This is a genomic window from Pseudomonas sp. fls2-241-TYG-175, from assembly GCF_030209155.1.
In the GTDB taxonomy this organism is placed as follows: Bacteria; Pseudomonadota; Gammaproteobacteria; order Pseudomonadales; family Pseudomonadaceae; genus Aquipseudomonas; species Aquipseudomonas viridiflava.
On sequence record NZ_JARVSO010000039.1, the window covers coordinates 1 to 26,132 of the forward strand.

At 60.0% G+C, this 26,132-nt stretch carries 24 protein-coding genes; 20 read left to right on the forward strand and 4 right to left on the reverse strand.

What is annotated here, in order from left to right; genetic code table 11:
- From QRN20_RS22555 to QRN20_RS22565, 3 genes are all read right to left on the reverse strand, one after another.
- Positions 1-206, reverse strand: a 206-nt coding sequence (locus QRN20_RS22555) for a pyridoxal-phosphate dependent enzyme (protein ID WP_122679719.1), incomplete at its 3' end; no start/stop codon positions are given.
- A gap of 581 nt (positions 207-787) precedes the next feature.
- Positions 788-1,828, reverse strand: a complete 1,041-nt coding sequence (locus QRN20_RS22560; protein ID WP_122429116.1) for an AraC family transcriptional regulator — start codon at positions 1,826-1,828, stop codon at positions 788-790.
- 2 nt (positions 1,829-1,830) lie between these two features.
- Positions 1,831-2,973 (reverse strand): carbon-nitrogen hydrolase family protein, encoded by a 1,143-nt coding sequence (locus QRN20_RS22565; protein WP_088235720.1) that lies wholly within the window; start codon positions 2,971-2,973, stop codon positions 1,831-1,833.
- A 225-nt stretch (positions 2,974-3,198) separates the two neighbouring features.
- On the opposite strand from QRN20_RS22565, the gene QRN20_RS22570 reads away from it, so the two are divergent.
- The 5 genes from QRN20_RS22570 (at position 3,199) to QRN20_RS22590 (ending at position 10,574) form a co-directional block, all read left to right on the forward strand.
- Positions 3,199-5,238, forward strand: coding sequence for an NADPH-dependent 2,4-dienoyl-CoA reductase (locus QRN20_RS22570; protein ID WP_088235719.1), 2,040 nt, complete (start codon positions 3,199-3,201; stop codon positions 5,236-5,238).
- A gap of 51 nt (positions 5,239-5,289) precedes the next feature.
- Positions 5,290-6,225, forward strand: coding sequence for a 1-aminocyclopropane-1-carboxylate deaminase/D-cysteine desulfhydrase (locus QRN20_RS22575; RefSeq protein WP_088235718.1), 936 nt, complete (start codon positions 5,290-5,292; stop codon positions 6,223-6,225).
- A gap of 120 nt (positions 6,226-6,345) precedes the next feature.
- Positions 6,346-7,692 carry an MFS transporter gene (locus QRN20_RS22580; protein ID WP_029243574.1) on the forward strand — a complete coding sequence of 449 codons (1,347 nt, stop codon included), beginning with the start codon at positions 6,346-6,348 and terminating at the stop codon, positions 7,690-7,692.
- 393 nt (positions 7,693-8,085) lie between these two features.
- A complete protein-coding gene (locus QRN20_RS22585; RefSeq protein ID WP_029243575.1) occupies positions 8,086-9,294 on the forward strand; it encodes an MFS transporter in 1,209 nt (402 codons plus the stop codon).
- A complete protein-coding gene (locus tag QRN20_RS22590) occupies positions 9,294-10,574 on the forward strand; it encodes an arsenic transporter (protein ID WP_004884528.1) in 1,281 nt (426 codons plus the stop codon). The genes QRN20_RS22585 and QRN20_RS22590 overlap by 1 nt, the downstream gene beginning before the upstream one ends.
- Here the strand turns inward: QRN20_RS22590 and QRN20_RS22595 are convergent.
- Positions 10,540-11,523, reverse strand: coding sequence for a DUF1853 family protein (locus QRN20_RS22595; RefSeq protein ID WP_122417985.1), 984 nt, complete (start codon positions 11,521-11,523; stop codon positions 10,540-10,542). The genes QRN20_RS22590 and QRN20_RS22595 overlap by 35 nt on opposite strands.
- Before the next feature lie 345 nt (positions 11,524-11,868).
- Here QRN20_RS22595 and QRN20_RS22600 point away from each other — a divergent pair, with 345 nt between their 5' ends.
- The 15 genes from QRN20_RS22600 (at position 11,869) to QRN20_RS22670 (ending at position 26,003) form a co-directional block, all read left to right on the forward strand.
- Positions 11,869-12,954 (forward strand): GGDEF domain-containing protein, encoded by a 1,086-nt coding sequence (locus tag QRN20_RS22600; RefSeq protein WP_122415107.1) that lies wholly within the window; start codon positions 11,869-11,871, stop codon positions 12,952-12,954.
- A 96-nt stretch (positions 12,955-13,050) separates the two neighbouring features.
- On the forward strand, positions 13,051-13,941 hold the full coding sequence (locus tag QRN20_RS22605) for an NAD(+) kinase (protein WP_004884525.1): 891 nt from the start codon (positions 13,051-13,053) through the stop codon (positions 13,939-13,941).
- The gene (locus QRN20_RS22610) at positions 13,941-14,912 is read left to right on the forward strand and encodes a metallophosphoesterase (protein ID WP_004884524.1); all 972 of its coding nucleotides are present in this window, start codon (positions 13,941-13,943) and stop codon (positions 14,910-14,912) included. Before QRN20_RS22605 ends, QRN20_RS22610 begins: the two co-directional genes overlap by 1 nt.
- Positions 14,909-15,781: a rhomboid family intramembrane serine protease gene (locus tag QRN20_RS22615; protein WP_025994377.1), complete on the forward strand. Its 873-nt coding sequence runs from the start codon at positions 14,909-14,911 to the stop codon at positions 15,779-15,781. The genes QRN20_RS22610 and QRN20_RS22615 overlap by 4 nt, the downstream gene beginning before the upstream one ends.
- A gap of 28 nt (positions 15,782-15,809) precedes the next feature.
- Entirely contained in the window at positions 15,810-16,070 is a 261-nt protein-coding gene (locus QRN20_RS22620; RefSeq protein ID WP_004884522.1) for a YeaC family protein, read from the forward strand.
- On the forward strand, positions 16,067-16,903 hold the full coding sequence (locus QRN20_RS22625) for a DUF2797 domain-containing protein (protein ID WP_004884521.1): 837 nt from the start codon (positions 16,067-16,069) through the stop codon (positions 16,901-16,903). The genes QRN20_RS22620 and QRN20_RS22625 overlap by 4 nt, the downstream gene beginning before the upstream one ends.
- 12 nt (positions 16,904-16,915) lie before the next feature.
- Positions 16,916-19,582: an aminopeptidase N gene (gene pepN, locus QRN20_RS22630; RefSeq protein ID WP_122415108.1), complete on the forward strand. Its 2,667-nt coding sequence runs from the start codon at positions 16,916-16,918 to the stop codon at positions 19,580-19,582.
- A gap of 244 nt (positions 19,583-19,826) precedes the next feature.
- A complete protein-coding gene (locus tag QRN20_RS22635; protein WP_057410525.1) occupies positions 19,827-20,480 on the forward strand; it encodes a YjfI family protein in 654 nt (217 codons plus the stop codon).
- 26 nt (positions 20,481-20,506) lie between these two features.
- Positions 20,507-21,214 (forward strand): PspA/IM30 family protein, encoded by a 708-nt coding sequence (locus QRN20_RS22640; RefSeq protein WP_004884518.1) that lies wholly within the window; start codon positions 20,507-20,509, stop codon positions 21,212-21,214.
- A 30-nt stretch (positions 21,215-21,244) separates the two neighbouring features.
- Positions 21,245-21,811: a rhomboid family intramembrane serine protease gene (locus tag QRN20_RS22645; RefSeq protein ID WP_029243580.1), complete on the forward strand. Its 567-nt coding sequence runs from the start codon at positions 21,245-21,247 to the stop codon at positions 21,809-21,811.
- 73 nt (positions 21,812-21,884) lie between these two features.
- On the forward strand, positions 21,885-22,910 hold the full coding sequence (locus QRN20_RS22650) for an ion channel (RefSeq protein WP_043306483.1): 1,026 nt from the start codon (positions 21,885-21,887) through the stop codon (positions 22,908-22,910).
- Entirely contained in the window at positions 22,907-23,569 is a 663-nt protein-coding gene (locus QRN20_RS22655) for a YjfK family protein (RefSeq protein ID WP_122412725.1), read from the forward strand. Before QRN20_RS22650 ends, QRN20_RS22655 begins: the two co-directional genes overlap by 4 nt.
- 13 nt (positions 23,570-23,582) lie before the next feature.
- A complete protein-coding gene (locus tag QRN20_RS22660; protein WP_004884514.1) occupies positions 23,583-24,008 on the forward strand; it encodes a DUF350 domain-containing protein in 426 nt (141 codons plus the stop codon).
- A gap of 27 nt (positions 24,009-24,035) precedes the next feature.
- Positions 24,036-24,833, forward strand: a complete 798-nt coding sequence (locus QRN20_RS22665) for a DUF1190 domain-containing protein (RefSeq protein WP_122422425.1) — start codon at positions 24,036-24,038, stop codon at positions 24,831-24,833.
- Positions 24,834-24,845: 12 nt separating this feature from the next.
- A complete protein-coding gene (locus tag QRN20_RS22670; RefSeq protein ID WP_122417982.1) occupies positions 24,846-26,003 on the forward strand; it encodes a glutathionylspermidine synthase family protein in 1,158 nt (385 codons plus the stop codon).
- Positions 26,004-26,132: the final 129 nt, after the last annotated feature.

A 26,132-nucleotide genomic window follows, 5' to 3' on the forward strand; every position in this document is an offset into this window, starting at 1 on the left:
AGTTGCGCCAGCTTGTTATAAGCGCCGCGAATCTTGAACGAGAACACCGGCTGCAAGTCTTCGCGCTTGAGCAGCACCTGATTGCCGAGCCGTTCGGAGAGCTGACGCGCGCCATGCAGCGGCGTCTCGATGGCGACGTCGTAGACGCGGGAAGTGAGGATTTTGCGGGCGTAGTGATTGAGCAGATCGGGCTGGCCATGACTCATCGCGTCGTGTCCTTGCAGGTCGTTGTTTCGCAGGAGGCGTTGCAGGAAGAGGCAACGATCGAGTGCGCGGTTGCAATGAGGGCGATAGAGCGATGGATAGCGATCATGTCTGACTCCTGTTGAGCATTAGTGGCTCTGGAGGCAGAAAAAAACCCGCCTCCAGGGCGGGTTTTTTGCAAACGTCGGCTAACCCGCCATGACTGGAATGACGGTAATAATAATCTGGCCGAGGTTTTGCTGGATGAGGTTCATGTGGCCGAGGGTAGGGCGGCCGGGGCAATGAAGTCAAGGCTTGATTGCCAACATCCCGAGACGTCCGGCTTCTGAAGATCCTGTCAGGCTTTTTCGTTTATTGATGAGTATCAACATTTTTATTTCACATTGGCACTTTAATGTTGATCCAACGGTCAGTTATTCCAGCTTTACTGACCGTCGTAACTGACCTTGGTAAAACCACTGCATGACTCAATCAGCCGGAGGGCGAAGAAATGGATGAATATCAGGAAGAACTGCTCGAATATCGCGCATCGGAGCTGGACCCGGTAGAACCGGCCGATGACGCTACCGAACTGTGAAGGGCTTCAGGCACTTCGACGCTGGCTGCGGCGGAACTCCCCCGGAGTCTGTCCGTTCCAGCGTTTGAAGGCGCGTTGAAAGGCTTCGGCCGACGCAAAACCCAGCAGATAGGCAATCTCCCCGAACGCCAGTTCGGTGTCGCGAATATACGTCATCGCCAGATCACGTCGCGTGTCATTCAGGATCGCGCGAAAACGGGTGCCTTCTTCGGTCAGCTTGCGGCGCAGTGTCCAGGTCGGCAACTTAAGCCGCGCAGCCACTTCCTCCAGGTCCGGTTCCCTGCCTCCGCTCAATAAAGGTCCCAGCAACTGAGTGATGCGTTCACGCAGACTGCGTGTGCGGGTCAATTGATCCAGTTCCCTCTCGCACAACAGCAGCAGATGCCGCCAGGTGCTCGGACAGTGGTCGGGGTTTTTCAGCGCCAGGCTGTCCAGGTCCAGCCGAAGCTGGTTGGTGGTCGCACCGAACGCAATAGGGTTGTCGCTCAAGTGTGCGTATTGCGCGGCGTACTCAGGTGCTTCGAACTCGATTTCGACCCGTTGAGCGCGCAGTTGGCGACCGGCCAGCGCTGATAGTTGCGCGACCCAGCCGCTCAGGATCGAGTCCACGACAAAGCGGTTGTAACTGTTATAGGGGCTGATGGAATAGAAGCGTATCCACGCCCCGCCAGCCTCTTCATGAAAGCTCGACTGGCCTCGATAGTTTGCGCCGTACAGAGGCTCGAAGCGGATCATGGTGCGGGCTGCCTCGCGTACATTCGGTGCCTGGGCTGCGGTGACACCGGCAAGCCCCGCCTGACCGAGCCTGCTCAGCGCCCCCATGCGCAACCCCAGACCCGGTTGGTTGGTAAGCCGGATGGCGGCGTGGCCCAGTCGCATGTAGCGTGGAATCGACAGCCGTGCGCCGGCTTCGCTCAGGCGTCCTGCATCCAGACCGTATTGTTCGAGCAGCAGGTCGGGGTCGTGCCCGAAACTGCGTACCGCGTCGGTCAGGCTCTGTACGAAACCCACCGAGAGATCGCCCAAGCGCAGGGTCAGGTTCGGCATGTTCAGAGCCAGACGTTGATCAGGCGGGCACCACCGTCAGCAGCATTGTCCAACGGCTGCTCGGCGATGGTCTGACCGCTGCGGCTGACAAAGCTCTGCCCGGAAGTGCCGTGATTCCAGAATTGCCCGTGCATGAACACGCTGATACCGGCCCTGGCGGTGCTCTGTGGTTCGCGTGCGATGAGGGTCAGGCGGTGCCAGGCTTCGCGTTCGCTCAGGCTGCCGGGCTCAAGGTCCAGTGTCGGCGTGTCGTGCGTGCGGGTGCCATGCCACGCACCCGACCAGCTGTTTTTCCCGTTTACAAAGGCAGGTACGACGATCAACTCGACGTTTTGCTGATTCATCCGTGCGTAATTATCGGGGTACCAGCTGTCGGTGCCGATGAGGATCCCCAACCGGCCGGCCGGCGTGTTGATCACATTGATCCGGGAGTCGCCTGCCGCTTTGACGTAACGCTTATGGTAGCGGCTGGTAAACAGCTGGCGTTGGGGCTGGCCCAGCGGCTTGCCGTCACTGCCGAAGGTCACGCTGCTGTTGTACAAGGCGCCGCTGCCGACCTGCAACTGCCCGTCTTCCACGCGTGGGTCAGGCAGTACGATGGAGCCTGCCACCAGCGTTACCTCGAATTCCTTGGCCAGCCCGCCGAAAACGTTCTGATAATCGCGCACCATGGAGCGCGCCTTCATCCGCAGACGCGCATCGTCCACACGTTTTTCGCCCTCGGCAGTCATCATCGCCGTGACGAATTTCAGCGGATTGCTCCAGGCCAGCCAGTCCATGGACTCGTCCACGGTGGCAGCCTGATAGAACTGGTTCTTCTCACCACTGGCATACAACCAGGTGCCGATGTGCTCAGGCAGTACGACGATAGTCCGGGCATTGAGCAGTCCCTGGTCGCGCGCTTGCTGCAGGTAGGCTGCCAGTTTGCGATGCAGATGCGACAGGTCCTGATAATCGGTGGGAAACAGCTCGGGCTCGATGCCCAGCAGGTTGCCCCGTTCGCCGGGCTGCCCTTCATTGATGGCCAGGCGGATGCGCAGATCCGACAGGTAATGCCCCATCGGGCGCTGCTCGGTCCAGAGTGCGTAACTGACAAGGCTGGCCAGGCTCACCAGAATGAGGCACGTGGCAAAGAATTTACGCATAAGAGGGGCGCACGGCTGCCTGAGTGAAATAGTCGACTAGGGTAGGACTACACCCGGCGCTTGCCAAGGGGTGATGCGCGTTTGGATCAATAACTTGTCACTTTCGGTCATTGAGTGTGATCGGGCGGCTCTTTACTGTTGCGCCATAAAGGGTCTACAGGATCCTGATGAAGAGGGCACGCAGAGGTCCTCATCTACCCGTGATTGAAACGATGGAGCTCCGCCATGACTGCTGCTCATTACCCGCATCTGCTGTCCCCGCTGGATCTGGGCTTCACCACGCTGCGCAACCGCAGCCTGATGGGCTCGATGCACACCGGGCTTGAAGAGAAGCCAGGCGGTTTCGAGCGCATGGCGGCGTACTTTGCCGAGCGTGCACAGGGTGGTGTGGGCCTGATGGTGACGGGTGGCATCGCGCCGAACGAAGAGGGCGGCGTCTACGATGGTGCAGCCAAGCTCACGACCCCGGAAGAAGCCTTGCAGCATCGCGTCGTGACCCAGGCGGTTCACGAGGCAGGCGGCAAGATCTGTCTGCAGATCCTGCATGCCGGGCGCTATGCGTACAGCCGCAAGCAGGTCGCGCCCAGTGCGATTCAGGCACCGATCAACCCGTTCAAGCCGCGTGAACTGGACGAAGAGGGCATCGAAAAGCAGATCAGCGATTTTGTGACCTGCTCGACCCTCGCTCAGAGCGCAGGCTATGACGGCGTGGAGATCATGGGGTCGGAGGGTTACTTCATCAATCAGTTCCTGGCCGCGCATACCAACCACCGTACCGACCGCTGGGGCGGCAGTTACGAAAACCGTATGCGTCTGGCGGTAGAGATCGTGACGCGTGTGCGTGAGGCCGTTGGCCCGAATTTCATCATCATCTTCCGCTTGTCGATGCTGGATCTGGTCGAAGGCGGCAGCACCTGGCAGGAAATCGTGCAACTGGCAAAGGCCGTCGAGCAGGCGGGCGCGACGATCATCAACACCGGTATCGGCTGGCACGAAGCGCGGATTCCGACCATCGCCACCAAGGTCCCACGCGCCGCGTTCAGCAAGGTCACGGCCAAGCTGCGTGGTTCGGTGAACATTCCGTTGATCACCACCAACCGGATCAACACCCCGGAAGTCGCTGAACGGATTCTCAGTGAAGGCGATGCGGACATGGTCTCCATGGCGCGGCCTTTCCTGGCTGATCCGGAATTCGTCAACAAGGCTGCGGCCGGGCAGGCAGAACTGATCAACACCTGCATCGGCTGCAATCAGGCGTGTCTGGACCATACCTTCGGCGGCAAGCTGACCAGTTGTCTGGTCAACCCGCGCGCCTGTCACGAAACCGAACTGAATTATCTGCCCACCCGACAGATCAAGAAGATCGCCGTTGTTGGCGCAGGTCCTGCCGGGCTGGCGGCGGCCACCGTGGCTGCCGAGCGCGGACATCAGGTGACCCTGTTCGATTCCGCCAGCGAAATCGGCGGTCAGTTCAACATCGCCAAGCGCATTCCGGGCAAGGAGGAGTTTTCCGAAACCCTGCGCTATTTCACTCACAAGGTGCAGGACACCGGTATCGACCTGCGTCTGAATACCCGCGTGACTGCGCAGGATCTGTTGGGCGCGGGCTTTGACGACGTCATCCTGGCCACCGGCATCGCTCCGCGTACACCGGCCATTCCCGGTATCGACAACCCGAAGGTGCTCAGCTATCTGGACGTGATTCTGCAGCGCAAGCCGGTAGGGCGCAGCGTGGCGGTGATCGGCGCGGGTGGTATCGGTTTCGACGTGTCGGAGTATCTGGTCCATCAGGGTATCGCCACCAGTCTGGATCGTGAGGCGTTCTGGAAAGAGTGGGGCATCGACACCACGTTGGAAGCGCGCGGTGGCGTGGCGGGGATCAAGCCGGAAGTTCATGCGCCGGCGCGTCAGGTTTTCCTGTTGCAGCGCAAAAGCTCCAAGGTCGGCGACGGTCTGGGCAAGACCACCGGCTGGATTCATCGCACGGGCTTGAAGAACAAGCAGGTGCAGATGCTCAACAGCGTTCAGTACCTGAAAATCGACGATGCCGGTTTGCACATCCGCATCGGCGAAGAGGGTGAGGAAAAGCTGTTGCCGGTGGACAATATCGTGATCTGCGCCGGGCAGGACCCGTTGCGTGAACTGTATGACGATCTGGTCGCGGCGAAGCAGAGCGTGCATCTGATCGGTGGCGCGGACGTCGCAGCCGAACTGGACGCCAAGCGGGCGATCGATCAGGGCTCGCGGCTGGCCGCCGGGCTGTGACATCGCTCGCGGGCAGGTAAACTGCGGCTCGTTTCATAACCGGCCTTCACCATGATCCGCGATGCCCTCGACTGGCAACCCGTTGCAGCGCTTGAACCCCTCGACTTCGACTGGCTGCAACAGGCCGGGGTCGAGGTCAAGGTTTTGCGTCTGGACCTCATCGACCCGCTGATCAGCGGCAACAAATGGTTCAAGTTGATCGGGCACCTGACTCAGGCTGTCCGCGTCGGGGCAACGGGAGCGATCAGCCTGGGCGGTGCCCACTCCAACCATCTCCACGCGCTGGCCGCAGCGGGCAAGCGCTTTGGCTTCCCTACTGTCGGTCTGTTGCGCGGTCATCCGCAGGAAACCCCAACCGTGCTAGACCTACAAGCCTTCGGCATGCAGTTGCACTGGCTCGGTTACGCCGGTTATCGCGAGCGTCATGCGGCTGATTTCTGGCTTCCCTGGCAGGCGAGCCATCCGGCGTTCTACCCGATCCCTGAGGGTGGTGGCGGTTTGCCGGGCACCGTGGGCTGCGCCCGGCTGTTGTCGTTGGTTCGCAGCCAGCTTGGGCAATCGGGGTGGGACGATTATCACGGCTGGTGGCTGGCCGCAGGGACCGGCACGACGCTGGCGGGGCTGGTCATCGCCGAGCAGGGTCGCCATCCGGTGTATGGCGCGATGGCGGTGCCGGATGATCATGGCGTCGCGCAGAACGTTGTGACATTGGCCGGTGATGACAAGCCCGGCTGGCAGTTGCTCGATGCCAGCCGAGGCGCGTTCGCCAGAACCGACCCCCTGTTGCTGGAATTCATGACCCAATGTGAAACGCACAGTGGCGTGCCGCTTGAGCCGATCTATACGGGCAAAGCCTTGCTGGCACTGCATGACGAGGTGCTGGCTGGCCGCTTCAAGCCTGGCACCCGTCTGGTTTTTGTCCATACCGGTGGGTTGCAGGGCCGACGTGCGATGGGGCTAAAGCCCGCGCCAGAGCCATTGGCATGAAACCTGTACCGAATGCGCCGAGGCGTCGGCCCTGACTATGCGGATGACTGTTCTGGACTGAGGTGTCCGGGTCGCTGTCTCGATAATCGATCCATTCCAGATCAATACGCCGAGGTCAGCATGACAACTACCGCCGCAGAACACGTGGATCCTGCCACGCTGAGAAAAGTCATCGTGGCCGCTGCCATTGGCAACTTTGTCGAATGGTTCGACTTTGCCGTCTATGGCTTTCTGGCCACCACCATCGCCTTGCAGTTCTTCCCCAGCGGCGACACCAGCGCCGCGCTATTGAAAACCTTCGCCGTGTTTGCCGTGGCGTTTGCGTTCAGGCCGTTGGGCGGCATCTTTTTCGGCATGCTGGGTGACCGAATCGGCCGCAAGCGGACGTTGGCCATGACCATTCTGCTGATGGCGGCGGCAACAACACTGATCGGTTTGCTGCCCACGTACGCCGCCATCGGTGTGACCGCGCCGATTCTTCTGACCATCATCCGCTGTGCCCAGGGCTTTTCGGCCGGTGGTGAATACGCCGGTGCCTGCGCCTACCTGATGGAGCATGCTCCGCGCACGCAACGCGCCTGGTACGGCAGTTTCGTGCCGGTCTCGACGTTTTCCGCCTTCGCGGCGGCGGCCGTGGTGGCTTACGCGCTTGAGGCTTCGTTGTCCGCTGAAGCCATGGGCAGTTGGGGCTGGCGTCTGCCGTTCCTGATCGCCGCGCCGCTGGGGCTGGTAGGTTTGTACCTGCGCTGGAAACTGGACGAAACCCCGGCGTTCCAGGCGGTAACCAAGGAGCACGCGGTCGCTCATTCACCGCTCAAGGAAACGCTGCGTAACCACGCAGGCGCTATCTGTTGCCTGGGCGCGTTCGTGTCGCTGACGGCGTTGTCGTTCTATATGTTCACCACCTATTTTGCGACCTATCTGCAGGTGGCGGGCGGCTTGAGTCGGGCGTCGGCGTTGCTGGTGTCGTTGATTGCCCTTGCGTTTGCCGCCGCGATCTGCCCGCTGGCCGGGGCGTATTCTGACCGGGTAGGGCGTCGCGTCACCATGGCCACGGCTTGCATACTGTTGATGCTGGTGGTGTTCCCGTCGTTTTTGATGGCCAGTTCCGGCTCGTTCGCAGCGTCCGTGATCGGCGTGATGCTGCTGGCGGTCGGCGCGGTGCTGTGTGGTGTGGTTACGGCAGCGCTGCTGTCGGAGACGTTTCCGACCCGTACGCGGTACACCGCGTCGGCCATCACCTACAACATGGCTTACACGCTGTTTGGCGGCACGGCACCCTTGATGGCGACCTGGCTGATCAGCACGACCGGCAGCAACCTGTCCCCGGCGTTCTACCTGATTGCCGTGGCGGTGATGGCGATGGTGGGCGGTCTGGCCCTGCCCGAGACTTCCAGGGTTTCGTTGCATGATGTGGCGGTTGCGGATAACGGGGCTGCAGTGGGTTCGGCTCAGACGCATGCGTAACGTCTGCTAACGGATGTGACGCGGAGCGTCACGGGAGGCATGTCCACGCGGAGCGATGGGCACGATAAGCCAAGTCACTGATCACCGATCGTTACCACGCTCCGCGTGGTAATGCATCTCAGGACGCTCCGCGTCCCGGCGTGCACGCAGATATACCCCAGTGATCAGACTCTTTGGGACGCAGAGCGTCCCGAGCGGCATGCCAACGCAGAGCATTGGCACGATCACTGTCAAATACCTTGTGCTTGCCAGTGGCTGAACCGGTTTACAAAAACGCAACAAAACGTGGCACACCTGCTCCAAAAAATGGCACATTGGCGCGCCCTGGTACGCGTGACACATCTTGTAATCATCCGTCCGGGGACACCCGAAAATCTTTTATGGATGAATCCCATGGCGACCAGTGCTCAGCCAGGTGCGGCGACGGCCACGACAACCCCACAATCCAGCCCGCTGGTGATGCGCATCATCGGTGCGGTTGCCCTCGCGCACCTGATCAATGACTTGATCCAGGCGATCCTGCCGTCGATCTACCCGATGCTCAAGGCCAGTTATGACCTGAGCTTCACCCAGATCGGCCTGATCACCCTGACGTTTCAGATCACGGCGTCGCTGTTGCAGCCCTGGGTCGGCTATTACACGGATCGCCATCCCAACCCGCTGGTATTGCCAGTGGGTTCGATCTGCACCCTGATCGGCATCGTGATGATGTCGATGGTCGGCACATTTCCGCTGATTCTGCTCGCCGCCGCGCTCATCGGCATCGGTTCGTCCACCTTTCACCCGGAAGCCTCGCGTATCGCGAGACTGGCCTCGGGCGGGCGTTACGGGCTTGCGCAGTCGACGTTCCAAGTGGGTGGCAACACCGGCTCGGCGTTCGGCCCGTTGCTGGCGGCTGCGATCATCATCCCGTTCGGGCAGGGTAATGTGGCCTGGATCGGCCTGTTCGCGTTGTTTTCCCTGGGCCTGCTCTACGCGATCAGCCGCTGGTACCGCGCGCACCTGAACCTGTTCAAGCTCAAGGCCGGGCAGGCCGCCACGCACGGCCTGTCGAGAAAGCGGGTGATCGCCTCGTTGGCCGTGCTGGCGTTTCTGGTGTTCTCCAAGTTCTTCTACATGACCAGCCTGACCAGCTACTTCACGTTCTACCTGATCGAGAAGTTCGACCTGTCCGTAGCCAGTTCGCAGTTGCACCTGTTCCTGTTTCTGGGCGCGGTGGCGGCGGGTACGTTCTTCGGCGGTCCGATTGGCGACAGGATCGGCCGTAAGGCGGTCATCTGGTTCTCGATCCTCGGCGCCGCACCTTTCACCCTGGCGCTGCCTTACGCAGACCTGTTCTGGACCAGCGTGCTGAGTGTGATCATCGGTTTCGTGCTGGCGTCGGCGTTTTCCGCCATCGTGGTCTACGCCCAGGAACTGGTACCCGGCAATGTCGGCATGATCGCCGGGCTTTTCTTCGGTCTGATGTTCGGCTTCGGCGGTATCGGCGCAGCCTTGCTCGGCAGTCTGGCCGACAGCCACGGCATTCTCTTCGTTTACAACCTGTGTTCGTACCTGCCGCTGCTTGGCATTCTCGCGATCTTCCTGCCCCGGACTAAATGATGCTAATAGCAACGCTGATCTTCCTGTTCACCATCACGCTCGTCATCTGGCAGCCCAAAGGGCTCAGTGTCGGATGGAGCGCAGTGCTCGGGGCGGGTCTGGCGTTGCTGACCGGCGTGGTTCATCTCAGCGATATTGCAGTGGTATGGGGTATCATCTGGAATGCCACTGCCACTTTCATTTCGCTGATCATCATCACGTTGCTGCTGGATGAGGCGGGTTTCTTTTCCTGGGCGGCGCTGCACGTGGCGCGGTGGGGCAATGGCAAGGGGCGGCGTCTGTTCGCATTCTTCGTATTGTTCGGCGCACTGGTGTCGGCGCTGTTCGCCAACGATGGCGCGGTGTTGATCCTGACGCCGATCGTGATCGCGATGATGCTGGCGCTACGCTTTTCCCCGGCCTCGACCCTGGCGTTCGTCATGGCCGCCGGGTTCATTTCCGACACCGCGAGCCTGCCGCTGGTGGTGTCGAATCTGGTGAACATTGTCTCGGCGGACTATTTCAAGATCGGCTTCAACCGCTATGCGGCGGTGATGGTGCCCGTCAACCTGGTCAGCGTTGCGGCCACCCTGGCGGTATTGATGCTGTATTTCCGTCGTGACATCCCGCGTGACTTCGACCCCGAGCAGCTTGAGAAGCCGGAAACGACCATCAAGGACCGGGCAACCTTCATGGCCGGCTGGTGGGTGCTGTTGATCCTGCTGGTGGGTTGTTTCGCACTTGAACCGCTGGGGATTCCGATCAGCGCGATCTCGGCGACCTGCGCGGTGCTGTTGCTGGGCATCGCCGCCAAGGGCCATACGATTTCCACGCGCAAGGTCGTCAAGGAAGCACCGTGGCATATCGTGGTGTTCTCGCTGGGCATGTATCTGGTGGTCTACGGCCTGCGCAACGCCGGACTGACCGGTTATCTGGCCAGTCTGCTGGACTGGTTCGCCGGTTACGGTATCTGGGGCGCGGCGATGGGCACGGGCGTGATGACCGCATTCCTGTCGTCGATCATGAACAACATGCCGACAGTCCTGATCGGTCTGTTGTCCATCGAAGGCAGTCATGCGACCGGTGCCATTCAGGAAGCGATGATTTACGCCAACGTGATCGGCAGCGACCTGGGACCGAAAATCACCCCGATCGGCAGTCTGGCAACCCTGCTGTGGCTGCACGTGTTGCAACGCAAGGGCATCACCATCGGCTGGGGTTATTACTTCAAGGTCGGCATCGTGCTGACCTTGCCGGTGTTGCTGATCACACTGGCGGCGCTGGCAGTGCGATTGGGTTGAACGGATGGCTGGTGTCGGCCAGGTTCGGCCACAGGTCCGACACCAGAAACAATCGCTCGGCTTCTTCCCACTCGCCGTCGGCATTCTCGGTCAGGCGCACCAGCAGCTGCGCCGGTGCCAGCGGGTCGAGTTGGGTCAGCCAGTCCTGTAACTGTTCACTGCTCCACGCCTGTCGATAGTGCGCGGGTGCCAGCCAGGCGTGGCGGGGCAGCGGTTGCCAGCGACCTGTTTCGCTCTGGCTCATGAACCGCTCCCAGTCGCGCTGATGCAGCCAGCGGCCTTTCAAATGCTGATGATGCGCTCCCACAGGTGGATCGGCAGATCCGGGCCAAGGGTAGAGCAGATACCCACCCAGCCACAGCTCGGCGCTGAATGTCTCGATGCCCAGAGCTGCCAGGGTCGAGCGACTTTCCGGTCGTGAAGAAATCGGCAGTTGATGCTGGCTCAGGTGCGCCAGCTTGCGATCCAGCCGGTCGTGACAGCCAGGGCCCAGCCATTGCGTCGGGTCGCTGCCGTCGCCGTCCTGCGGGCCGAGATACAGCTTTATCGCCAGCTCTACGTGATGCACGCCGTCACGGTCGCGCAGCAGCATATCCAGTTCGCCCAGTGTCTGACCGTCCAGGCGGATCGGCAGGTTGGCGGCGATGATCTCCACGCCCGGCGCGTGCTGCACTGCGAATTGCCAGAGTCTTTCGTAATAACGCCCCAGACGGCGCGTGGAGGCCTGCGCGATCCAGTGCTCCAGCTCCCGGCTGTCCTGATCCAGTTCACGGAGGAAATCGGCCAGTCGTTGTGGCGCCTCGACCCAGTCGCTCCCGGCCAGTGGATGGCGTTGCGGCCAGGGCGTGGCATCGAGCATGGGCGGCGCCAGAATGACCCACGCAAGGTCGCGCACCTCAGGGTGTCGCAACTGACGCGGCAGGTCGATCAGATCGGGGAATAAAGTCATGTATCGAGAATAGCTTGAGTCGGGTATGGCAGGTCGAGTGTTTTATCAGACGCCAGGTCGATATTGTTCACATCACAGGCGATCAATCCACTATCACGCTGTCAGGCCTGCCAAAGCGATCATTGCCTCGTAACAATTGCTTCGTAGCAATTCCTTCGTAGCAATTCCTTCGCAGCAATTGATTCGTAACAATGACAGGCATATCTTGATGCTGGCATTTTAATGTGAGCTTGTGTTCAGGCATTGAATGACAGCGGGTTTTTAAACCTTTCGTTGTTGACAGTGTGGTACAGCGAACGGGGCAATATTTGTCGTGATCAGGGTTTGGAAGGCCTGGAGTTTTCAATGAATGCTGAAATGCAGGCCCGGATAAAGAATCTTCTCTCACCTGCCGTTGCACTTGCGCAATGCCTGGCGATCCTGTGCTGGGTCATTGTTCTGCTGGTGACACCGGGCGTCCAGTACGGCGTTCTGGAAATCGCGCTTACCCTGGGGCTTCTTTCTATCTGTGTGGTGCAATGCCGAGCAAGGAATTTCAAGGTCTGGCGGCTGGCGGGCGTTCTCTTCGTGATCATGGTCGCCTGCTGTTTTGCCAGAGCCAGTCAGTTGAACAGCGCCATGGGCATCAATTGGGCATTGCCCATTGCCGTAATGATTATTCTGGGGTCGACATTGTTGATGGTTTATACCCGGGATTATGTCGTCGTGACGATGCTCTCCTGGATCATTCTCTCTCCCGCGCGTGGTATTGAACCCGGCGCGGTGGCTTATATATTCATCGCGTTGCTGTTTATTGCATCGACCAGCCTCGGCATTCTTCTCAATCACACCTACACCCGGACGATTAGAAATGTACTGTCGCTGGAAAGCCGCTTTCGCGAACTGTCGTTGACTGATCACCTGACGGATATATTGAATCGTCGCGCCCTGATGGAGTCGCTTGAATATCATCTGGATGCCCGAAGTGCCGGTTATTTTCTGATGCTGGATATTGATGACTTCAAGCGGATCAATGACGAGTCCGGCCATGACGTCGGTGATGACGTGCTGCGATACATGGCCTCGTGCCTCAAACGAACGGATGGCAGCCTCGCGTATGGCCGTCTGGGTGGTGAGGAATTCGGTGTGATCCTGCCGGTCTGCGGCGAGCACCAGGCGCTGGACTATGTGAGCCGCCTGCTGGACACCATCAGGCAATCAGCGACCGGTTACCCCTTCACCTGCAGCGCCGGGCTGGCTGAAATCGACGCCGAATCGACCGCTTTTCAGGTGCTCAAGACGGCGGACGTCAACCTGTATCAGGCCAAGGGGGCAGGCAAGGACATGGCCTTCTGGAAAAATTCGCCGCTGGCTGACTCGACAGCAGGGCGCTTGTACCCCGAGCGTGATCAGGTGCAGGGGCTGGTGCCGTCTCCCGGCCTGGAGCCCTGAAACGGCGCCTGCTGCTGCACGTCCGTTTGCCGCTGCGCGGTGCTTTCGCCCATAATCCCTTTTTCCAAGCCGTCTCGAACCCGCAGCAGGAGTCTCATGGAGCAATTTCGCAATATCGGCATCATCGGCCGCCTGGGCAGTGTTCAGGTGCTCGATACCGTGCGCCGACTCAAGAAATTCCTGTTGGACCGGCATCTTCACGTCATCCTTGAAGAGACCATCGCCGAAGTGCTGCCGGGTCACGGCCTGCAGACCTCGTCGCGCAAGATGCTCGGTGAAGTCTGCGACATGGTGATCGTGGTCGGCGGTGACGGCAGTCTGCTGGGTGCTGCCCGGGCGTTGGCCAGGCACAACGTGCCGGTTCTGGGTATTAACCGGGGCAGCCTGGGGTTCCTGACTGACATCCGTCCCGACGAGCTGGAGGTCAAGTGCGCCGAAGTGCTGGACGGGCATTATCTGGTCGAGAACCGTTTTCTGCTGCAGGCCGAGGTTCGCCGTCATGGCGAGGCGATCGGGCAGGGCGATGCGCTTAACGACGTGGTGCTGCACCCCGGCAAATCCACCCGGATGATCGAGTTCGAGATCTACATCGACGGCCAGTTTGTGTGCAGCCAGAAGGCTGACGGCCTGATCGTTGCCACCCCGACCGGTTCGACAGCCTATGCGTTGTCGGCGGGCGGCCCGATCATGCACCCCAAGCTCGACGCTATCGTTATCGTGCCGATGTACCCGCACACCTTGTCCGGCCGGCCCATCGTGGTCGATGGCAACAGCGAGCTGAAAATCGTGGTCGCCAAGGACATGACGATCTATCCGCAAGTCTCCTGTGACGGGCAGAACCACTTCACCTGCGCGCCCGGTGACACCATCACGGTCAGCAAGAAACCGCAGAAGCTGCGTCTGATTCATCCTCTGGACCATAACTACTACGAAGTCTGCCGCACCAAGCTCGGCTGGGGCAGCCGGCTTGGTGCTGGAGGCGACTGATGATCGATCCGGCGCGTGGCTACGATCTGATCGGTGACGTGCATGGGTGTGCTCATACCCTGGAGCATCTGCTGGAGCTTCTCGGTTACCGCCTCCAGGCTGGCGTGTGGCGCCACCCTGAACGCATCGCGATCTTTCTCGGTGACATCATTGACCGCGGGCCTCGCATCCGTGAGTCGCTGCATATCGTTCATGACATGGTCCAGGCCGGTCAGGCGTACTGCATCATGGGCAACCATGAATTCAACGCACTGGGCTGGGTTACGCCGGCGTTGCCGGAAAGCGGCCACCGTTTCGTGCGTGAGCACACGCCGCGTCACGCCAAGCTGATCGGCGAGACGCTGGCGCAGTTCGAACAGCATCCCGATGAGTGGAAAGCCTTCGTCGAATGGTTCTATGAGCTGCCGCTGTATCTGGATGCAGGGCGCTTCAGGGTAGTGCATGCCTGTTGGGATGCGACCCTGATCGACCCGTTGCGCGGTCTGCACGGCACCGGTTGCATCGATAAACACTTCGTCCAGGCCTCGGCCGTGCCCGGCAGTTTTGCCAGCAATGTGTTCAATCGCCTGCTGCGCGGTACCGACATGCGCCTGCCGCACGGTCTGACCCTGACCGGTGGCGACGGCCTCACCCGTGCCTTCTTCCGCACCAAGTTCTGGGAAGACGATCCGCAGACCTACGGCGATATCGTGTTCCAGCCCGACGCGCTGCCCGAGGGCGTGGCCAAGACGCCGTTGTCCACTTCCGAAAAGAATGCGCTGCTGCGTTACGGCAGTGACGAGCCGATGCTGTTCGTCGGTCATTACTGGCGCAGTGGTATTCCTGCACCCATCCGGCCAAACCTGGCCTGTCTGGATTACAGTGCCGTGCTCTACGGCAAACTGGTCGCTTACCGACTGGATCAGGAAACACACATCGATCCGGACAAATTTGTCTGGGTCGACGTACAGCGTCCCGAGGTTTCACGATGAACCCTGTTGCAGCCCTGCGTCTGCCGTTGAACGCTGACCTGAGCGGTTTCGTGACCCTGTTGCAGCGTCTGCAGATTCCGCATCGGGTCAGTGAAGAAGTGGGCGAACAGGTACTGTGGGTGCCGGATGCGGGAGAGTTGGTGCAAGACGTCCGAGAGCTGTACGAGCGCTTCCCCCAAGGTGACGAAGCCTTTCAATTGCCCGGCAGCACTCAGGCTCCGGTCACCGGTGGTCCCGGTGTGATGCATCAGTTGCGACGTTGCCCGGTGACCGCGCTGGTGCTGCTGGTCACGTTGCTCGTCGCCGGTCTGACCTTGCTGGGCGACAATCTGGAAGCCATTCGCTGGCTGACGTTTCTGGACTTCCGTGTTCAGGGTGATTACGCCACCTTCCTGCCACTGGATGACATGCTTGCCAGTGGTCAGTGGTGGCGGATCGTATCGCCCATGCTGATTCACTTTGGCATCCTGCATCTGGCCATGAACGGCATGTGGTACTGGGAGCTGGGTCGGCGGATCGAGATTCGTCAGGGCAGCTGGCAGTTGCTGGGTCTGACGCTGCTGTTCTCGGCAGTGTCCAACTATGTTCAGTACCTGTCGTCCGGTCCAAGTCTGTTCGGTGGGCTGTCCGGTGTGCTTTATGGTCTGCTCGGCCACTGCTGGATTTTCCAGATGCTGGCGCCCAATCCTGTCTATCGCCTGCCGCGCGGCGTGCTGGCGATGATGCTGATCTGGCTGGTGCTGTGCCTGTCAGGTCTGGTGAGCATGCTCGGCTTTGGCGAAATCGCCAACGGTGCCCACGTCGGCGGCCTGATCATTGGTTGTATTACCGGCCTGCTGGGTGGTGCGCTCGCGCGCCGCAAGGCCTAAAATTGCCCGCTATTTTCTGGAGTGCGCCATGTCGTCTTTTGTAGAAATGATTGAAAACATCACCCCGGATATCTACGAGAGCCTGAAACTGGCCGTGGAAATCGGCAAATGGTCCGACGGTCGCAAGCTGACGCAGGAGCAGCGCGAGCTGTCGCTGCAGGCATTGATCGCCTGGGAAGCGCAGAATCTGCCTGAAGACCAGCGCACCGGTTACATGGGCCCGCAGGAATGTTCGTCCAAGTCGGCACCGGTGCCCAATATTCTGTTCAAGTCGGATGCCATCCATTGATCGAGATTGGACGCGGCGCCGTAAATAAGATGTCCGTGCGCCAGGACGACGATTCATCGCTGGTGCAGTACGCTTTTCGCCTGGGCGACACTGAAATCGCCGTCAACCCGCTGATCGGCAAGACGGTCCGTCTGGAATTTCTGGGCGCCATTCATTGCAGCCACTGCGGTCGCAAGACCAAGTCCAGCTACAGCCAGGGTTATTGCTACCCGTGCATGCTCAAGCTGGCGCAGTGCGACGTGTGCATCATGAGCCCGGAAAAATGCCATCACGACCAGGGCACCTGCCGTGATCCGTCGTGGGGCGAGCAGTTCTGCATGACTGACCACATTGTCTACCTGGCCAATTCGTCGGGCGTGAAGGTGGGCATCACGCGTTCCACCCAGCTGCCGACCCGCTGGCTGGACCAGGGCGCCAGCCAGGCGCTGCCGATTCTGCGTGTCGCTACGCGTCAGCAGTCGGGCTTTGTCGAAGACCTGTTGCGCAGTCAGGTGGCCGACCGTACCAACTGGCGCGCCTTGCTCAAGGGTGATGCCCAGCCGGTTGACCTCAAGGCCATCCGTCAGGAGCTGTTCGACACCTGCGGCGCGGGCCTGCTGGGATTGCAAGAACGATTCGGTCTGCAAGCCATCCAATTACTTCATGACGCCGAGCCCGTCGAGTTTCGCTATCCGGTCGAGGCTTATCCGACCAAGATCGTAAGCTTCAACCTGGACAAGAACCCGATTGCCGAGGGCACGCTGCTGGGGATCAAAGGCCAATACCTGATCTTCGATACAGGCGTGATCAATATTCGCAAATACACGGCCTACCAGCTGGCCGTGCATCAGTAAAAGGATTCCAGCATGCGCACCGAACAACCGACCATGATCTACCTGAAGGATTATCAGGCACCCGAGTACCTCATCGACGAGACGAACCTGACGTTCGAGCTGTTCGACGACCACTCGCTGGTCCACGCGCAACTGGTCATGCGCCGTAACCCCGCGCGTGGTGCCGGTCTGCCGCCGCTGGTGCTGGACGGTCAGCATCTGGAGCTGCTGTCGGTAAATCTGGACGACGTCGAGCTGACGGCGGCCGATTATCAACTGACCGAAGACCACCTGACCCTGCACCCCAAGGCAGAGCGCTTCACGGTCGACAGTACCGTGCGCATCCACCCGGAAACCAACACCGCACTGGAAGGGCTGTACAAGTCCAGCGGCATGTTCTGCACCCAGTGCGAAGCCGAAGGTTTTCGCAAGATCACCTATTACCTTGACCGCCCCGACGTGATGAGCAAGTTCACCACGACGGTCAGCGCCGAGAAACACAGCTTCCCGATCCTGCTGTCCAACGGCAACCCGATGGCCAGCGGCGAGGAAGAGGACGGTCGTCACTGGGCGACCTGGGAAGACCCGTTCATGAAACCGGCCTACCTGTTCGCGCTGGTAGCGGGCGATCTGTGGTGTGTCGAAGACACCTTCACCACCATGAGCCAACGGGTCGTGACCCTGCGCATCTATGTCGAGCCGGAAAACATCGACAAGTGCCAGCACGCCATGAACAGCCTCAAGAAGTCCATGCGCTGGGACGAGGAGACCTATGGTCGTGAGTACGACCTGGACATCTTCATGATCGTCGCCGTCAACGATTTCAACATGGGCGCGATGGAGAACAAGGGTCTCAACATCTTCAACTCCAGCGCCGTGCTGGCCCGTGCCGAGACCGCCACCGACGCCGCTCACCAGCGCGTCGAGGCCATCGTGGCCCACGAATACTTCCACAACTGGTCGGGCAACCGCGTGACCTGCCGTGACTGGTTCCAGCTGTCGCTCAAGGAAGGCTTCACGGTCTACCGCGACGCGGGCTTCTCCGCCGACATGAACTCGGCCACGGTCAAGCGCATCCAGGATGTCGCGTTCCTGCGCACTCACCAGTTCGCCGAAGATGCAGGTCCGATGGCCCATGCCGTGCGTCCTGACAGCTTCATCGAGATTTCCAACTTCTACACCCTGACCGTGTACGAGAAGGGCTCCGAAGTGGTCGGCATGCTGCATACCCTGCTGGGCGCCGACGGCTTCCGCAAGGGCAGCGATCTGTACTTCGAGCGGCATGACGGCCAGGCCGTGACCTGCGATGACTTCATCAAGGCGATGGAAGATGCCAACGGCGTCGACCTGACCCAGTTCAAGCGCTGGTACAGCCAGGCCGGTACGCCACGTCTGGCGGTCAGCGAGTCTTATGACAGCGCTGCGGGCACCTACAGCCTGACCTTCCGCCAGAGCTGCCCGACCACACCAGGTCAACCGGGCGATCAGAAGCAGCCGTTTGTGATTCCGGTCGAACTGGGCCTGCTGGACAGTCAGGGCAAAGATATTGCGCTGCGCCTGTCGGGCGAGGCGACAGCCACTGGCACCACGCGCGTGCTGTCGGTGACCGAGGCCGAGCAGACGTTCACGTTCGTCGACGTCACTGAAAAGCCGCTGCCTTCTCTATTGCGCGGCTTCTCGGCACCGGTGAAGCTGAGCTTCCCCTACGACCGCGACCAACTGATGTTCCTGATGCAGCACGACAGCGATGGCTTCAACCGCTGGGATGCCGGCCAGCAACTGTCGGTGCAGGTTCTGCAGGAAATGATTGCTCAACATCAACAAGGTCAGGCACTGGTCATGGATCAGCGTCTGGTGACAGCGCTGGGCACCGTGCTGGCTGACGAGCAGTTGGATCAGGCAATGGTCGCGGAAATGCTGTCGCTGCCGGGCGAGGCGTATCTGACTGAAATCAGCGAAGTGGCGGACGTCGAAGCCATTCATGCGGCGCGCGAATTCGCCCGTCAGCAATTGGCGGACAGCCTGTTCGACGGTTTGTGGGCGCGTTATCAAGCCAATCGTGACATCTCCAAAGTCACACCTTACGTCGCCGAGGCCGAGCATTTCGCCCGCCGTGCGTTGCAGAACATCGCGCTGTCGTACCTCATGCTCAGCGGCAAGCCGCAGGTGTTGACCGCGACCATCGACCAGTTCGATACCAGCGACAACATGACCGAGCGCCTGACTGCGCTGGCCGTACTGGTCAACTCGCCGTTCACCGAAGAGCGTGACAAGGCGCTGGCCGTGTTCGCCGAGAACTTCAAGGACAACGCGCTGGTCATGGATCAGTGGTTCAGCGTCCAGGCTGGCAGCACCCAGCCGGGTGGTCTGGAGCGGGTCAAAGAGCTGATGCAGCATCCTGCGTTCAACCTCAAGAACCCCAACAAGGTCCGCGCCCTGATTGGTGCCTTTGCCGCGCAGAACCTGATCAACTTCCATGCTGCGGACGGCTCTGGCTATCGCTTCCTGGCGGACCTGGTCATCGAGCTGAACGGCTTCAACCCTCAGATCGCCTCCCGCCAGTTGGCTCCACTGACTCGCTGGCGCAAATACGACAGCGCCCGTCAGGTCCTGATGAAAGCCGAGCTGGAGCGCATCCTTGCTTCCGGCAAGTTGTCGCCGGATGTGTATGAAGTGGTGAGCAAGAGCCTGGCCGAATAAGGGCTGATGTAATGAAGGGTGTGATGTCGGCACTCTGAACAGAAGGGCTGTCCGCTGCGGGGGACGGCCCTTTTTTATGCAGTGAGTGACCGGGCGTTTCAGACACCACAGATTGCGCGCGCAATGATCGCGTGAACATCGAGACAAATCCTACGAAAAATCTCACATGTGATATATATCCAGCCGTGAAAACTTCTGATACGTTGCTCATCAGTTTCATGGCCATACACAAGGGGAAGCGCCAATGCCTCGTAAAACCAAGGGCGATAACGCAACTGACCCGGCCAAGGCATCGAAGAGCTCCACCGACTACATGCGTGAAATGCGTCTGCGACTCAAGGACGCCGGGCTGGTCAAGCGGGAGTTCTGGATACGGCCCGAGAACGTCGATGCCCTGCGGGGGATCGAGAAAGCGTTAAGACAGCCCTTTCTGGGTGACAGGATCAAACTGGAGGATTTCATGACCGAGAACACCAACTGGACGATCAGCTCTCTGCAAAAGGCCCTTTCCGAACTGGATCTGGTCACTGAGGGCAGGATCGAGATGGGCGTTATCGAAGGCGACGCGGCAGGCATCAAGCTGACCATGGCCGACTTCGGTGATCTGCCTATCTACATCGCGGTCGAGGGCGATCAGATTCTGGCCGACGCCACGCTGATCGAAGTGAACAAGATCAAGGATGTCGCCGCCTTCAATGGCGAAGTGTTGCGCAGTCGCGACCTGTTTCCGCTGTCTTCGGTCGGTATCGAAAGTCTGGCTGATGGCCAGGAAGTCTATTGCCTGTTTGGCGCGCTGAGCGCTGCGTCTTCGCTCACAGTGATTGTTCAGGAAATTCTGACCCTCGCGGACAACGTGATCCGTGCGGCCGAAGCCTTCGAAGATCACTTCATTTACTGAACATCCCTGTCAGGAGCAAAGCATTCATGACAACAAGCATCTGGAAAAAACTGGTTACCGCTGTCCGTGGTGGTGCTTCCGAAGTGGGCGAGTCGATCGCCGACGCCAACGCGATCCGTATTCTGGATCAGGAAATCCGTGACGCAGACAGCGCGCTGGTCCGGGCGCGCGACGGCCTGATCACCATCAAGGCCAAGCACAAGCTTTCGGCGCAGCGTCTTGAAGAGCACGCCACCAGTATCGCCAACTGGGAAGGTCGCGCCATGCAGGCCCTGAACAAGGGTGAAGAAGCGCTGGCTGTGGAATGCGCCACCAAGATCGCCGAGATCGAAGCCCTGCGTGATCAGGAAAAGGAACTGGCTGATCAGTTCGGCAAGCAGGTCGGTCTGCTGCAGGAACAGGTCGTTAAAGCCGAGTCGCGCATCAAGAGCCTCAAGCAGCAGGTCGAAATGGCCAAGGCGCGCGAGACCGTACAGAAAGCCCGCGTTGCAACAGCCACTGCCACCGGTGGCGCGAGCGGCGCGGTCGAAACGGCCGTCGGTTCGCTGGCTCGCCTCAAGCAGCGTCAGGACGAACAGGACGCCAAGCTGGAAGCCGCTGAAGAGCTGGCGGGTCAGTCCAACGGCAGCGATCTGGAGCGTCGTCTTCAGGAAGCGGGTATTGGTGCCAAAAGCGGCGGCGCAAATGATGTGCTGGCGCGCCTGAAAGCCAAAAGCCAGACGCCTGCACAGTAATCGTTCATTGAAGGCAGGCGAGGCGACCGGATGAGCTTTTCGGCACGATTGAAGGTCATCCTCGCACTGTCGCTGGTGTTGGTCGCCGTGCAGTTCGTCAATGTGTTCTCCTCCGGCAATCTGGTCACGTACGGCATCATTCCGCGTACGGTTTCCGGTTTGCAGGGCATCGTTTTTGCACCTTTCATCCATGGCTCGTTCCGGCATCTGCTGGGTAATCTGCTCCCATTCATGGTGCTGAGCTGGCTGGTGGCGACCGAAGGTGTGAAACGTTATGCCTGGGTCGCAGGGCTGATCTGTCTACTGGGCGGCATTCTGGTATGGCTGTTTGGCCGTTCCAGCATTCATGTCGGTGCAAGCGGCTTGATATTCGGCCTGTGGACCTATTTACTGGCGCGGGCGTGGTATCAGCGCAGTCTGGTCAGCCTGCTGCTGGCGATGATCGCGCTGGCCGGTTACAGCGGACTGATCTATGGATTCGTTCCCATGCCGGGTATTTCATTCGAGTCGCACCTGGCCGGCGCGCTTGCGGGTGTCGTCGTCGCCCGGCTGATGCATTCGAAAACGTTACAGAGTGAAACCACCCGAGTGGTTTGAAGGGCATGCTGTGGATTGCGGGTCGTCGTTGCCGACCCGTCTGGAAGGGAACCTGAATCATGGATTTGCACGCATGACCCTGTTGCTGTTACTTCGGCGTCACGCCTCGGTGTTCTTCGAACGATTCGGCTGGGCCGGTATTGGCGTCCTGCTGCTGACGCACTACATCGTCTCCTGGCTGTTGCTGACGCTGGCGGGCGAGGAACACCTGGTTCAGGGTGTCGATTTCACCTACTTCTACCTCACGACGGCGACCACGGTCGGGTACGGCGATCTGTCGCCCAAGTCAGAGTGGGGAAAGCTCATTACCACCACCTGGATCATGCTGGGCGGTATCGCCTTGCTGACGACCGTCATTGGCAAGGCGTCGACTTCGGTCGGTGACATCTGGAGAAGAAACATGAAAGGACAGGGCGACTGCTCGGCTCTCACTGGCCACACCTTACTCGTCGGCTGGGACGGTGAAACCAGCGAACGCATCGTCGAGCTGCTCGGCCAGGACACGTCCACCAGCCGCACAGGACTGGTGATCTGTGACTCGATCATCACCGAAAACCCGATGCCGGGTCGTGCCTCGTTCATCAAGGGCGACTCGCTGGACTCGCCGGCCGTTCTGCTGCGTGCCGGAGCCATAGGCGCGCAACGGATTCTGGTGCACACCCAGTCCGACAGCCTGACCCTGGCAATCGTGCTGACCCTCAAGAGCCTCGGGCCGACCGGGCATGTCGTGGCGCATTTCAACAATTCCGAACGGGCGGCGCTGGCCAGAACCTACGCCCCTGAACTTGAGTGCACCTCGAACATGGCCATCGAAATGCTGGTGCGTTCGTCTCAGGATCCGGGCTCGAGTTCGGTGATCACCGAGTTGCTGTGCATCGGCGAGGGTGCCACGCAGTTCCGCCATGTGCTGCCAGACCATTACACCTCATCCTGCGGCGACCTTTACATGCGCCTGCGTCAGGATTTCAACGCCACGCTGATCGGCTATCGAGCCTCCGCCGTGGCGCAGTTTCAGATCAATCCCGCCAATGATGTACCTGTGCACGGTGGGGAAATTTTCTACATTGCCTCCAGTCGGCTTCAAGGAGATGCGCTATGAGTTGGTTCAAACGTGCCATGGGGCTGGAAGCGCCGAAGACGTCGGCCAGTGCCAACGGAACGACGGGTTTTTCCAGTCCGCTGGGCCTGGCCTCCGGGCGCATGCTGTGTCTGGATACATCCCTGAAAATGCTGCTCAACGGGCATTCCTATGTGGTCATTCCCGGCGACGAAAAGGTCTGGTCGGTCGGTCGTATCGACCTCGGTCAGTCCATGGCGCTTCAGCGTTTCTATCTGGATAACGAAGACTACTTTCTGCAGGTGGTCACCAATGGCCCGGCGCCTGAAGATATTCAGGACATCATCCTGTTCGGCTATTACAGTGCCTCGCCAATCACCAGCAAGGACGAGTTGCTGCGCCTGACCGGACCTGCGTCGAAGATCGGGCTGCCGACCTACGAGCACGAAGGCGAGGTATTCGAAAGGCAATGGGGAACCGAACCCGGACAGACCGAGCTGACGCCGCTGGACGAAGACGTCGTCAGCCCTGACGGCGCCTATCGCGTCAAACACCTGAGCATGCTGTACGCCCGTGAGACAGGCCTGATCAATCGTCGGGAGTTCCTGTTGTTCTCGGTCGAGGAAGACGAGGAGGGTGAAATCACCCTCACCACCGCAGTTGGCGTGACGCTGCAATCCACTGATATCAACGTTCTATGACAAGGAAATCCTCATGATCGACGCGCTTCGTATGTCGCTCAACGCCACTGCGGTGTTCGGTTTTGTGATGTACATCCTGGTGGCGGCCATCCTGTTCGCCCTGTTCCAGTTCATCTACAGCCGCATCACGCCGCACAAGGAATTCGCGCTGATCCGCGAGAACAACAGCGCCGCCGCACTGGCGCTGGGTGGTTCGCTGATCGGTTTCGCGCTGCCAGCCAGCAACATCATCACGTACAGCATCAGCATTCTGGACGTGATCGTCTGGGTGGTGATCGCAGCAGTGGTGCAACTGGCGGCATTCGGCGTGACCAGCGTGGTGCTCAAAGGGCTGTCGACGCGCATTGCCAAGGGCGAAACAGCAGCAGCCATCTACTCGGCCAGCGTCGCGATCAGCGTCGGTCTCCTCAACGCAGCCTGCATGACCCCCTCGGTCTGACAGCAGCGACGGTCAAGGAGACTATCGATGAGACGCAGTTCAGTAAAATGGGTGCTTGTCAGCACGCTGCCTCTGGCCATTTCAGGCTGTGGCGCTGCAGACGAGGAGCCCAACTTCACGGCGCGGGCCAGCTTCAAGTCGGTTCAGGAATGCACCGAATCCAAGGTTCCGGTCGATGTGTGCTCGGACGCATTCATGAAGGCTATGTCGGATCACCGGGCCATCGCTCCGGTCTACGATGACAAGGCTTCGTGTGATGCCGATTTCATCCCGGACTACTGCCAGGTCACGTCCGACGGCAAGTACATGCCCAAAATGGGCGGGTTCGAGCTGGGGTTTGAAGGCAATGTGCCCAAGGATGCTCTGGAACGGGCCCAGCAGGAAGTTGCACAGACTGCAGCACCCGGCATGAGCGGCACCACCGGACTGTTGACCGGCCTGCTGATCGGCAACCTGATGAGCAATGGCTTTGGTGGTGGCAGCCGCTACTACTCGCAGCCTATCTACCAGACTCGCGACGACCGCAGCTCGGGCTCGTTCGGTTATTACGGTTCGTCGTTGCCGAGCCAGATGGAGCGTGGCAAGACTTTCGGCAGTTCGACCCAGGCACGCTCAGGCTCCGGCAGCTATGACAGGAATACGCTGGGTCGAAGTCTCGGCAGTTCCGGCTCAGGTTCAGGTTCGGGGTCCAGCTTCGGGTCACGCTCCAGTTCCGGGTCATCGGTGTCTTCGACGGTTTCGCGCGGTGGCTTCGGCAGCCAGGCATCGGCGCGCAGCGGCTGGGGTGGCAAGAGCAGCAGTAGCAGTAGCAGTTTCGGAGGCTGACGGATCCGGCCCATGAAAAAGATCAGCATCGAAGAACGACCTGACTGGCAAGCCACCGTCGAGCGTGAGGGGTTCAACTTCCACACCATCGACGGCGAACGCTACTGGGATGAACGCGGGTATTACCTGTTCACCGAACAGCAGATCACCCGCGATCTGGAAGCGCCGACCCAGGAACTGCATCAGATGTGCATGGATGCCGTGGGACGGATCGTGGACAGCGAAGAGCTGCTGCGCCAGCTCGCCATTCCGGAAGCGTTCTTCGAACTGATCCGCACCTCATGGAAGCAGGGTCACCCGCACCTCTATGCACGTTTTGACTTCGCCTACGATGGCAGCGGTCCGGCGAAGATGTACGAAATCAATGCCGATACCCCGACCAGCCTGATGGAGGCCGGGGCGGTGCAACTGCTGTGGCTGGAAGAGCAGATGGCGCGCGGTGTTCTGCCTGCTCATGCCACCCAGTTCAACTCCATCGCCGAAGACCTTGTGCGAGCGTTCGCCGAGTTTCCCCGTCAGGGACCGTTTCATTTTTCGGCGATGTCGGGTTCAGTCGAGGATCGCGGCACCACTGATTTTCTGCGGCGGATGGCGGCTCATGTCGGCATCGACGCCCGACACATCGACATCGAAGACATCGGTCTGACCGCCGACGGACGCTTTGTCGACCTGGACGCACAGCCCATCGAACGTCTGTTCAAGCTGCATGCCTGGGAGCACATCTTTCACGAGTCGTTCGGCGAGTATGTCGCGGCCAGCGGCACACAGTTCGTCGAGCCGGCCTGGAAGGCCATTCTCAGCAACAAAGGCATTCTGCCGCTGCTGTGGCAATTCAACGAAGGCCATCCCAACCTGCTGGAGTCCCACGTGGATCGTGATCCCCGGCAGGCTGTGCCCAGAGGCTGGGTACGCAAGCCGTACTTCTCCCGCGAAGGCGCCAACATCGAGATGCGCACACCGGGTGATCAGGTCATTGCTGTCGATGGGCCGTATACCGATGCGCCTTACATCATGCAGGCGTACTCGCCACTGCCGCGATTCGACGACAGCTATACACTGATCGGTTCCTGGGTGATCGGTGATCTGGCCTCGGGTATCGGCATCCGGGAAGACGACAGCCTGATCACCAAGGACTCCAGCCGTTTCCTGCCTCACGTCGTCATCGACTGACTGCGATCGACACGTTCTGTATCAGGCTGGCTGATAGCGCATCAATCACAGTCAATGCGCTTAACAAAAGATAACGACATGTCGATTGTCAGCCATTTGCAAAACTGCCTAGGATGGCGAGGCTTGCAA